The following is an 11,644-nucleotide window of genomic DNA, read 5'->3' as shown; positions in this document are numbered from 1 at the left end:
CATGAGTCTGGAAGGAAAGGTAGCGCTGGTCACTGGCGCAAGTCGGGGAATCGGCCAGGCCATTGCCCACGAGCTGGCTGCTCAGGGGGCAGTCGTTGTCGGGACTGCAACCAGCGACCGGGGCGCGGCTGAGATAGCCGAGAAACTTGCCGAAGCAGGGTACAAGGGCACAGGGCTCAAGCTTGATGTACGCGACCCCCAGTCTGTTTCCGATGTGCTTGAGCGCATCACCAACGAATTTGGCGCCCCACTGATTCTCGTCAATAACGCAGGGATCACCAGCGATAACCTGCTGATGCGGATGAAAGAAGAAGAGTGGGAAGACGTCATCAGTACTAACCTGAGTTCGGTGTACCGTCTGTCAAAGGCTGTACTCAGGGGTATGACCAAGGCACGCTGGGGACGTATCATTAACATCAGTTCCGTAGTCAGCGGGATGGGCAACGGCGGACAATCCAACTATGCTGCAGCCAAGGCGGGCATGGAAGGCTTCGCAAGATCACTGGCGCGGGAAGTAGGCTCCAGGTCGATTACCGTTAATTCCGTTGCTCCGGGGTTCATTGATACCGATATGACCCGGGCTCTGAATGAAAATCAGCGATCAGTCATGCTCGAACAGATCCCTCTGGGGCGTCTGGGACAAGCGGAGGAGATTGCAGCAGTGGTGAATTTCCTGGCAGGTGAGCCTGCTGGCTATATCACGGGTGCGACAATTCCGGTCAATGGCGGCATGTTCATGGGCTGAATATCCGGCAAACCCTATCCACTTTCGGGTGGCACGGGTATGCTTTCGCAGTCAAGAATCTCTCGGTGAGGGTCTACCTGGCCGGCACCGTTTACACATAGATGCTTTTGGCGCTTGAAAAATCGCGAATCGTTTCTATAAACTACCCGCAGTCCGGCTTCTCGGAACTGCAAATAGGAGTGAGAACAAGGTATGAGTACCATCGAAGAACGCGTCAAGAAAATCGTTGCCGAACAGCTCGGCGTCAAAGAAGAAGAAGTGACCAACAACGCTTCTTTCGTTGAGGATCTTGGTGCTGACTCCCTCGACACCGTCGAGTTGGTGATGGCTCTCGAAGAAGAGTTCGAGACCGAGATTCCGGATGAAGAAGCCGAGAAGATCACCACTGTCCAGGAAGCTATCAACTACGTGAACTCCAACCAGAAGTAATCGCGTAGCCTGATAAGGGCCAGTAAAAAGCCGCAGTCCTGTTCAAGTACTGCGGCTTTTTAGTATCTGCAGCGAGCGTTTTGTATTCTGGCGTGCTCGCTTGAGTTGCCGTGGTCGCGCATTATGCGACAATACCGCGCTCGCGGGAGGCTATGGCTTCCCCGTGCTTCTCGATAGTTGAATAAGGAGTTTCCTGTGTCGCGCAGACGCGTCGTGGTAACTGGCCTGGGCATGTTGACCCCGCTGGGTAATTCGGTAGAAGGCAGCTGGCAGGCCGCATTGGCGGGCAAGAGCGGTATCGGCCCGATAGAGCACATGGATGTCAGCGCCTTTGGTACGCGCTTCGGCGGCTCCATCAGAGATTTCGATATCGAGCCTTACATGGCCGCCAAGGAGGCGCGCAAGCTCGATCTGTTTATTCAGTACGGCGTTGCAGCGTGCATGCAGGCGTTGAACGACTCGGGAATCGAAGTCACCGATGCAAACCGTGACCGTATTGGTGTGTCCATGGGGTCTGGTATTGGCGGTCTGACTAATATCGAGAAGAACCATGAGCTGTTGATGGCCAGCGGCCCGCGGAGAATTTCTCCGTTCTTCGTCCCCGGATCCATCATCAACATGGTTGCCGGGTATCTATCTATTCAGTACGGATTGCAGGGCCCGAACTATGCCCTGACTACAGCCTGCACCACCGGAAGCCACAGTATCGGTATGGCCGCGCGCAACATCGCCTATGGCGAAGCGGACGTGATGATTGCCGGCGGCTCGGAAATGGCAACCAGTGGTCTTGGGCTCGGTGGCTTCAGTGCCGCGCGCGCGCTGTCCACCCGTAATGACGACCCGCAGGCAGCCAGTCGACCCTGGGACAAAGATCGCGACGGATTCGTCCTGTCCGATGGCGCGGGTGCGGTCGTACTCGAAGAGTATGAGCAGGCCAGGGACCGTGGCGCGACCATCTATGCTGAGTTGATTGGTTTCGGTATGAGTGGGGACGCATATCACATGACCGCGCCGCCTGAAGATGGGCGTGGCGGAGCCAAGTGCATGAACAATGCTTTGCGCGATGCGGGCGTCACGCCAGACCAGGTCGGCTACATCAATGCCCATGGTACCTCCACCATGGCCGGGGACCTGGCTGAAACGCGCGCCGTGAAGACCGTATTTGGCGAGCACGCTTCCAGACTCGCGATCAGCTCCACGAAATCCATGACGGGCCATTTGCTGGGCGCAGCGGGCGCGGTCGAGGCTATCTTCAGCATTCTGGCGCTTCGCGATCAGGTGGCTCCGCCGACAATCAACCTGCACAATCCTGACGAAGGCTGTGATCTCGACTACGTGGCCCTTGAGGCACAAGCACGATCGCTCGATGTCACCGTTTCCAACTCCTTCGGCTTTGGCGGCACCAACGGTAGCCTGGTTTTCCGTCGCCACGCATGAGCCAGTCAATGGCTTGCGATGCCGGTGAGATCTGTCTTGTAAATGGACAGCCCGCGGGCGAGGTATCTGCCCGGGACCGGGGCCTGGCATATGGTGACGGACTGTTCGAGACCATCCGGGTCGCTCAGGGCAGGCTTACTCTGGCGGACTATCATTTCGCCAGACTCGAGCGCGACGCTGCGCGGCTGCGGATCGCGCTTGATCTACCAATGCTTATCACGGAAGCCTCCGATCTGGCGTCACGGCTGGGTGAAGGACTGATCAAGCTGATTATTACGCGGGGGCTCGGCGAGCGGGGTTACGCACCGTCCGACGGGCCGGCCACGCGCATTGTCCTGGGCGCTCAGCTCCCGGATTATCCAGCGGAACGCGAAGAGCAGGGCGTAGTGCTCTACCCCTGTGTTACCCGCCTTGCTCTGCAGCCCGCGCTCGCCGGCATGAAGCACCTCAATCGGCTCGAACAGGTCCTGGCACGTGCAGAGTGGCAAGCGCCTTTTGGCGAGGGCCTGGTCTGCGACATGCTAGGCAAACCGGTGGAATGCACCATGAGCAATCTGTTCTTGCGGCATAAAGGCGAATGGGTAACCCCTGAGGTGATCGAATGCGGCGTCCGAGGGGTGATGCGCGATTATCTGCTTGCGAAACTTGCTGCCCAGGGCGAGCCGGTCAGGCAGCGAGCGGTTGAGCTGCAGGAGCTGCTCGATAGCGACGAGGTTTTTTGCTGCAATAGCGTCTATGGGGTTTGGCCGGTGGTTGGATTGATGGACAAAACCTGGTCGCCAGGACCGTTCACACGCCAGGCGCAAGCATTGGCTAGGCAGGCAATATTGTGAAGTCATTTGTTAGAAAGATTCTTTTACTAATTGTATTTATTGGATTTATTGCCTCAGCGGCTGCTGTCGGTGGATACCTGGTATTACAGGCGACTCTGAACCAGCAACTCAATTTGCAGGTGGTCGATACGCTGGAAGTACAGCCGGGAAGTACGCCAGGCAGGGTGCTGAGCTCGCTGGAGGAGCAAGGCGTTCTCGATCGTTCGGCGTGGATTCGGCGTTACTGGCAATGGCAAATGCCCGACACGGTGCTCCAGGTCGGTGAGTACAGGTTGCAGCCAGGCATGAATGTCCATGATTTACTGGCTCTGCTCCAGAGCGGTGATGTACTGCAGCGCAGTGTCACGCTGGTCGATGGCTGGAACTTCAAGCAGTTTCGCCAGGCGCTGAGCGCAGCCGAGCGGCTGAATCAGACTCTGCCCGATGACCTCGGCGATAAGGCGCTGATGGCTGAGCTCGGACTTGAAGAAGACCACCCTGAAGGGCTGTTTTTTCCTGATACCTACCAGTACACGCTGGGTACGAGCGACAGGGATATCCTGCTGCGTGCGTACGAGCGCATGCAAAAGGTACTGGCAGAGGTCTGGGCGCAGCGCGCAGCAGATCTACCAATCGATACGCCTTATGAAGCGCTGATTCTCGCGTCGATTGTCGAGCGCGAGACGGGCGTCCCCCACGAGCGTGACGAGATTGCCGGCGTGTTTACGCGCCGACTGCAAAAAGGTATGCGCTTGCAGACCGACCCCACCGTCATCTACGGAATGGGTGATGCCTATGCAGGAAAGATCCGTCGCAGCGATCTGCGTGAAGCCACGACATACAATACTTATGTGATCGATGGGTTGCCGCCGACGCCCATTGCCATGCCTGGGCGGGAAGCCTTGCTGGCGGCGGTCAATCCCAAGCCCGGAAGCAGTCTGTACTTTGTTGCACGGGGTGACGGTTCGCATGTGTTCTCCGATACCTTGCAAGAGCATAACCGCGCGGTCCGGCAGTATCAGCTTAACAGGGCGGAGGGGTATCGCTCGAGCCCGGCGCCGGTCAAACCTGACAGCAGCGAGGCACAGCAGTGAGTGGATTATTCGTTACTTTCGAAGGACCGGAAGGCGCCTTGTTTCGGAATCCCTCCTTTCGGAAACATTCTGTCATTATCTCGGAATTAGCGGTATCGTAAACCTACCTGGTGCTGAGCAGCATCATTCGAGACGGGGTAGGTATGAACCAAGGCTGCATGATTGTCATCGACGGGAGCAACGGCGCTGGGAAAACGACGGTGATCGGAGCCATCCGCAGTCACCTAGAACAGCTCAATCGCCAAGCCGTTTTCACACGTGAGCCTGGCGGGACGCTCATCGGCGAGAAAATTAGAGAGATACTCCTGGCGACAGATGCTGGGCAGATGGCTCCGATCACGGAACTAATGCTCTTTGCCGCGGCGCGAGCGCAGCATGTCCGCGAGAAAATAGTACCCGCTCTCCGCGCGGGCAAGGTAGTAGTGTGCGATCGGTTCGATTCCGCGACAATCAGCTTTCAGCATCACGCTCGGGGACTCCCGTTAGAATTAATCACAACGCTGAATGACCTCGCGGTCGAGGGACTCCGGCCAGATCTCACTATCGTTCTCGACCTTGATCCTGAAGTTGGCCTCGCACGCGTGGGCGCCCGCGGCAGCAATCTGGATAGGCTGGAAGAGGAAACGCTTGAGTTTCTGCGGAAAGCTCGGGACGGCTATCTTACCCAGGCCAGGTTGGACCCAGATCGTTTTGCTGTGATTGATGCCTCGCGACCGGTTGACGATGTGATAAGTAAGGTGCTGCAACTCGTCGACCAGCTAACGAAGTAGTCGGCTAAATTCGGGTGAGCTATCTAACCGCCGCTCAAGATGTCGTTTCGGTCACAACGGGAGATGGAAGGGAGGTCTCTTGCAGCTATATTGAACATCCTCGCTTTTCTCACAGCTGCGAGTGTAGCTCTGGCCTCCATTACCTTTTCGTGAGATTTTGTTCTACTCGGTCGTATTCGAAAGCGTACGAGCTCCGCAAGGCCGTTCACGTCTTTCTGGATTTTCTACTGTCCTACGAGCCTGGGGTTCCACCGTCGCTGCGAGTGACCTCCCTTGAAAGAATTTCGACAGAAGTTTTTTATGCGTTCGATCAACACACGAAACGAGTTCGAGCACCCAAAAATTTAGCTTCTCGCCTTCGTGGTGCGCTCACGTCTGTTTCCAGAGACTTTGATGAAGGCATGCCCCTGCTGCTTCTGCCGGCAGTTGGCCTCCTGAATGAAGAAAAACATGAGCCTCTTTCCGAAGCCTGCTTCGAGCAGTTTTCCGAAGCATTAAAGCAGCACATTGATACGCTTAGAGAGAAGCTAGAATATCGAAAGAAGCTCGCTAATGTTAAACATTACACCTTAACAGAACTTGTTTCGATTGAAGGCGCGCCCAGCGTGCCCAAACTGGACGACGACCGCTCTCTTAAAACCTTGTTGATACACGGTCATCCGTTCGAAATTCCTTTTGATGAATTCCGGGCGGCCTACGACTCAATTCGTAGCACCGAAAGGCTGCCGGAAGTGCTATCCGATCCGTGCAAATTGATCTACCGATGCTATATGCGGCGAAACCGACGCAGCAAATCGGGTTACCCAGGCAGCCTCGCTCCGTTAGATAAAGTCTTCGCCAAATATTACCCCACATGTATGGATCAGGCCGCTATCGCTCTTTTTATCGGCTTACAGACCGGATGGAATAAGGAAACGATATTCGCCCTTGATCGCGATAAGCACGAAAATCCACTTGCCGGAATTTTGAATGAAAAAAATGTTCTAATTTTCTCCGAGAAAAATAAGTCCCAGGGACGGGGCAAGCCATTCAAAGAACCTAAAAGGTTTCATGCTGCGAGTTCTAAAGCAGATATATATTCAGCATATAATCTTATCAAGCTGGCGAAAGAGCTATCCGCGCCGATCGCTGATCTGCCTCTAGACAACATCGGACAAGAGTACGAGGTTATTAATCCTCTGTTCTCATGCATCAGGGGGATAAATAAAATGGCGAGACGGCTCAATCCCAACAGACGAAATAATCCGAGCCGGCCTGGTCGTTACACTTCAGTCTCAGTCAAGCCAGTATGGCGCGCGGGAATAGAAGAGTTCTTCGAAAAGAACGAAATATACGAGAATGGAAGCAGACTCGCTCGTGTTGTGGACGTTGGCCAACGCCTACGGCCAACCTGGATACGATTCGTTCGCGACAAGCATGCGATGCCTCTGTCTGTTGTAGCTCTCATTCAAGGTCATGAAAACATCGAGACCACCGACGTACACTACGATGATTCTGGCGTGGCGAGGCGAAAGCGACGTGAACGGCTAAGGGGTGAACTCGAATCCTTGATGGTCCAGCTTCGTCAGAAGAAATTCAAAGGTCTTATTGGCAAGCGGAGTGATACCTCCTTAGATTTTACGTCGCTACGGCTGTTTTCGTTACCTGGTCGAGATCGTGCGCTCTGGGCGTGTTCGGACCCTTACAGACCAGACTGGGAGGGCGCACCTGTACACGCTTCGTCGCAAAAAAAATGCAGTGAAATAGGGATGTGCCTGTTCTGTAGCCAGGTCAGAATATTCGAAGATTCCCTACCATATCTCATGGATAGGCAAGCTACGCTCCAACGAAAGCAGCGGACGAACAGCGATAGCGCAACGGAGTTCACGAGCTACGACGAGTTAGCCATTATCGATTATATCTTCGACGTGTGGGGAAACGATGTCGCTTTGAAATCCGCCGCACGTTACTGGAGAAAAAATCCCGATCTTTTACCCTCGGACATGGCGTCTTTATCTTTGCTATTTGAGGACTGAAAACGTGAACGAGGACGAATATGCCGAACGCGCTGATGATGTGCAGGGAGTGCCGCGAGAATTGGGAACTCAAGAAGCAGCCTCGGCAGCATTCCACGAAATATACGACTTCTCGCACGGTGAAGTCCATGACGGTAGCGGTTCACTTTTGGAGAAAATAAAAGCCGATCCGACCCTTTCATTTCTCACCTCGACGGTATCGAGTTACAGGGACGACCATTGGCGATACGTGACCCGTTCTGGTGAACAGATTGTCGTGCGATTTTCCAGCACTCTCCCCGGCGCGAGGAAGCTTTATAAAGAACTCATCTATCACCTGGTCCCAGAATTTCATCCCTTTGGCCGGGTGAGAAGCTATCGATCTACCGCAACATATGCTCACGCATGTGAGTATCTGGACTGGTACATTTTCAGCGAAAACGGTTTGGAAGCTAACGCCGATAGCATCCAGGTGATCACGGTCTCCATGATAAACAAAGCACTGGACCGCGCACGAGACAAGGGCGTCTATAGGCACTATTCTTTCCTCTATTTCATCATCACTTTCTGGATTTCTTTGTCTGCCCAGAGAATGCTTTCGAAAGAATTAAGACTAGATATCCCTCTGAGCAAAATAGATACGAGGTCTAGGAAGCGCTCTGTCCAACAAAAAATAGCTGCGGAAACGAAAGGTTGGCATCCATTCAGCGAAGGCGAACTATCGAATCTCATCGAGTACGCGCTGTTCTGGACTGAGGAGGCCCTGCCCGAGCTGTTGACCATTCAGGCATACATCAATGAGACTTTAAGTAACCACAAGGCAGGGTTTTTGGTCCGATCTCAGCCAGATATTAAGATGGAATCAGTCTTAGGTAAGAAAGTGAATGGCAAGCTCGTCTGCGGGTACGAAAGTAAGATTCGTAAGAATAAGAAGGTCACAACCAGCGGAAGAGTGCTCTACTACGATTATGTAGAATATCGGTGGAAAAATAGCTACCGCAAGGCGATTGATAACGTCATGCAGGGTGTGCTGGTACTTTGCTCCGTGGTCACTGGACTTCGTTCAAGCGAACTTTCTGAACTAAAGTTTAGCGACGTTCAGCTAAGCGAAGAGGGAGGATACTCACTAAAAGTGGTTCGTTTCAAAACGAGCAGTGACCCGAATTACTTTGGGGACGCCGATGTTATTCCATTACCTGACTTTCTCGGCGAAACCCTTTGCGGTTTAGAGAAGCTGAGGAATGTCAAAGCCCGGATGCGTGGCGGAAGGATCTTCGAATCTGCCATGGGGAAACGTACCGCGACAATCATGGCTCGCTCAATCCAAAAGTCAATGCTCAGGATCGGTGATGCGGTAGGAGTGGACGGCGTCCACCCTCACAGATTTCGAAAAACTATTGCCGAGATGCTCATCAGCCGTTCGGAGCGCAACATCGATCTGATCCGCATGCTCTTTGGCCATCGTAGCTACACCATGACTTTGCGCTACATTGCACGTAACCCTTATATCATTGCGTCGATAGCGGAGACGATAGAAAATCACTATGCGGAAAGCTTTATCGAAATCGTTTCGGCCGTTCAAGGAGGAAGTTATTCCGGAAACGCAGCAGACGCGATTAAAAAAAGCTTCGGAAAAAGACCAGCGCTATTTAAGGGGAAGCTGCTTCGTTTGACGATATCGAACTATATCACTTACCTCCTTCAGGCTGGTGAGCCGGTGTTCATCAAGCGGGCATCTGTTGGTGTTTTTTGTGTGAGCAATGAATTTTATTCAAAAGGCAACCTACCGCCCTGTCGGATCGGTAGGGAAAACTTCGCAGCTGTACTTCGTCCCGATCCCTCTAATTGTAAACTGGACTGCAAACATGTGGTCGTTTTGGCTGAAGCGAGATCGGAAATGCAGAAAAACGTAATTTTCTACCAGAAGCTACTCGCCAGTGACTCTGCAAAGCTAACGACGAAAGCCAGGCGGGAAATTATGCATCAAATCGAAGTGAACGAGCTTCACCTCTCCAATCTGCAAAGGACCAACCGTCCCGGTGCTCTGCGCTCCGCGCGGAGGGAGCCGACCCGTGAGCGCTAATGATACTGAACAGCGATTAATACGGCTGATTGCGGAGCACTATATGGACGCGGGCCATGAAAGGCTAACCATCCAGGAAATCTCCGCCAGGGGAGGCATAACCCGTCAGGCGTTCAACAAGTATTATAAGCATCTCACGCCTTATGTGAAGGGCGCTCTCCCTATTGGTATGTTGGTGCCAGATCCCTCTCCTGAACTGCTTTCAAAATACCAGGATCGCATCACCGTTCTTATGAACGAGATCGCCAACATGCGTCGGAGGCATGTTGAGGAAGTCGATGATGTAAAAAATTCTTATATAACCTCTTTGATGAATAACGATCTTTCTCTGATGGAGGGTGACGAGGTAAGGCAGCAGCTTAGGAAACAGGCTCTGCATGCCGACAAGCTCGTAATGAGTAATAAAGAGCTTCAGTCGAAATTGAATAAAGCTGGTGCTGCTGTTGAGAAGCTGATGCGAGGGGATTCATATAAATCCGGCGAGTACGACACTATAAAACTCAGTCCGAATTTGGATTCTGCCTACAGCGTCTATCTCCAAACGAGTGATTGCGAAAATTTGGAGGATCGCAAGGACGTCGAACTAGACAAGCTCGTCAAAGATATTAACCGAAACCTCTCTTCGGGTGGGGGGCATGTTGTCTTGTTTGTGGATCGTTTTATCGCATGTTTTGATCGCTTCGCATCGTTATATCGGACCTCTCGGAATGGCCCCGTCATTGTTGCCCGTGTCCCGGTTTTCTCTCGTCCGGAACTACAAATGTTCTCCAAGGGCATCGAATCGACCGCTACGAAGGAGATATGGGTCCCATGGTGTTCAAGTGAGTCTGTGATAAGGGCGCAACGGCAGTTCTCGTTTAGAGCTGTTCCAGAGATTGAAAAAGAAGCCGCCGATCGCATGTCGTTTCCATCTCTTGAAGATGGATATGAAGCTGTGTGTCTTTATAAGGTCAGCCAGGGTGACTAATTATGGAAATCGAGCGCAGATTCATTGTTTACTTGGATATCCTTACTGGTCTCGAATCTTCGCACCATGTCTTAATTGTAAAGACAGGAGTTAAGTCAGTCCTTCTCAGTCACCCTAATCTTTTCTTGCATGAGAATGCTAATCGCTCGATGCACACGTCTAATCGCTACTCTTTGCTTATTTCGATGTTTTACAGGTTTTTAAGTCGAGAAAGCAAGTATAAAGGCATCGATGTTAGTCAGTTTGATGTTATCGCTGATAATAATGACATCAAAAGGTGGCAGGTATGCAGGCAAGAGGAGCGCCTGCGAAAACAAAGCGCTAAACCTTCTTCCGCCACCATCTATGACGATGCAAAATTCATACTCTACTACTTCAGTTGGCTTTCGCACGCCGGGTTTGTGACCACGGTTAATGTGAAATCAAAGACGTGGGTAGCAACCGTTAAGTCGGACAGGTTGCTCAATTATACTCGGCCGCAGGAAAGGACGGCCATCGACCATAGGAATATAGAGGTGCTTGATCAGGAGCATAGGCAGGCGCGCCTTCAATACCTAATTACGAACCAAGAGATAAAGTTGTTACTGGGCTCTTATCGCGATGCGGTCTACGTCGCAATGTTCAAGATGGGCTTGGGGACAGCTATGCGGCCCATGGATTTAGTAAAGTTTCCGTATATTGGTCGAGGTAGCAACAAACATATACTCCCCTACAGTGATATGGATATTCTTGCATCGAAGGTTGTGGATTACACGGTTGAAAATAGTAAGGGGGGGAAGACGCGTAAGATAAAAATAAATGTCGCGGATTTGAAGGCTCTTGAAGATGGGTATTTAAGCCAGTGTTATCACGAGCGAGCTCGACTATATGCAAAGCGGTATGGCAAAAAGTGCCCCCCATCGGTTCTGTTTTTGAATAGATTTGGCGTTCCGGTTACTCCAAAGATGATATCTGACGCAACTACATTCGCGAAAAAAAGGGCAATAGAGATTTTTCCGAATTTTCGTGAAGGTGTAAACTTCTACGAGGCGCGGCATTGGTGGCCGACGATGTTTCTGATTCGTTTTTTCGGTGACAGGTTATTATCTGAGTCGGCAGATGCTTTGTATGCAGCCGCTGCCGAAGTTCTAAAAAACCAGATGGGGCATGAGGACATCGCCACTACCTATAGGTTTTACATCGATAAGGCTCGTTTGGTCGCAATGGGGAGTCGAGGGTTTGTGAATGAGATCATTGCAAGCCCAGGCATGAACGTCGAATCATTTATAGATGAAATCGAGGCTCAAGCCGGGGCGCTAATAGGCGCGTAATTC

At 52.3% G+C, this 11,644-nt stretch carries 10 protein-coding genes; all 10 read left to right on the top strand.

Annotated elements, in window-relative coordinates:
• The first annotated feature begins 1 nt into the window (after position 1).
• The 10 genes from fabG to G3M63_RS16010 all read left to right on the top strand — a co-directional run bounded on the left by fabG (position 2) and on the right by G3M63_RS16010 (position 11,641).
• Positions 2-745: a 3-oxoacyl-ACP reductase FabG gene (gene fabG, locus G3M63_RS16055; protein WP_163983770.1), complete on the top strand. Its 744-nt coding sequence runs from the start codon at positions 2-4 to the stop codon at positions 743-745.
• Positions 746-937: 192 nt separating this feature from the next.
• A complete protein-coding gene (acpP, locus tag G3M63_RS16050; RefSeq protein ID WP_150298936.1) occupies positions 938-1,174 on the top strand; it encodes an acyl carrier protein in 237 nt (78 codons plus the stop codon).
• 195 nt (positions 1,175-1,369) lie between these two features.
• On the top strand, positions 1,370-2,611 hold the full coding sequence (gene fabF, locus G3M63_RS16045; RefSeq protein ID WP_163983769.1) for a beta-ketoacyl-ACP synthase II: 1,242 nt from the start codon (positions 1,370-1,372) through the stop codon (positions 2,609-2,611).
• Between the two features lie 8 nt (positions 2,612-2,619).
• Positions 2,620-3,444: an aminodeoxychorismate lyase gene (pabC, locus tag G3M63_RS16040; protein ID WP_163983768.1), complete on the top strand. Its 825-nt coding sequence runs from the start codon at positions 2,620-2,622 to the stop codon at positions 3,442-3,444.
• Entirely contained in the window at positions 3,441-4,517 is a 1,077-nt protein-coding gene (gene mltG / locus G3M63_RS16035) for an endolytic transglycosylase MltG (protein ID WP_163983767.1), read from the top strand. The genes pabC and mltG overlap by 4 nt, the downstream gene beginning before the upstream one ends.
• 143 nt (positions 4,518-4,660) lie before the next feature.
• Positions 4,661-5,287 carry a dTMP kinase gene (gene tmk, locus G3M63_RS16030; protein ID WP_163983766.1) on the top strand — a complete coding sequence of 209 codons (627 nt, stop codon included), beginning with the start codon at positions 4,661-4,663 and terminating at the stop codon, positions 5,285-5,287.
• A 263-nt stretch (positions 5,288-5,550) separates the two neighbouring features.
• Positions 5,551-7,302, top strand: coding sequence for a hypothetical protein (locus G3M63_RS16025; protein ID WP_163983765.1), 1,752 nt, complete (start codon positions 5,551-5,553; stop codon positions 7,300-7,302).
• Between the two features lie 4 nt (positions 7,303-7,306).
• Positions 7,307-9,364 (top strand): tyrosine-type recombinase/integrase, encoded by a 2,058-nt coding sequence (locus G3M63_RS16020; RefSeq protein WP_163983764.1) that lies wholly within the window; start codon positions 7,307-7,309, stop codon positions 9,362-9,364.
• Positions 9,354-10,331 carry a hypothetical protein gene (locus tag G3M63_RS16015; RefSeq protein ID WP_163983763.1) on the top strand — a complete coding sequence of 326 codons (978 nt, stop codon included), beginning with the start codon at positions 9,354-9,356 and terminating at the stop codon, positions 10,329-10,331. The genes G3M63_RS16020 and G3M63_RS16015 overlap by 11 nt, the downstream gene beginning before the upstream one ends.
• Positions 10,332-10,333: 2 nt before the next feature.
• Positions 10,334-11,641: a site-specific integrase gene (locus G3M63_RS16010; protein WP_218573623.1), complete on the top strand. Its 1,308-nt coding sequence runs from the start codon at positions 10,334-10,336 to the stop codon at positions 11,639-11,641.
• Positions 11,642-11,644: the final 3 nt, after the last annotated feature.

Source organism: Pseudomonas sp. OIL-1, assembly GCF_010669185.1.
Classification (GTDB): Bacteria; Pseudomonadota; Gammaproteobacteria; order Pseudomonadales; family Pseudomonadaceae; genus Halopseudomonas; species Halopseudomonas profundi.
This window is presented reverse-complemented; position numbering and strand designations above follow the sequence as displayed.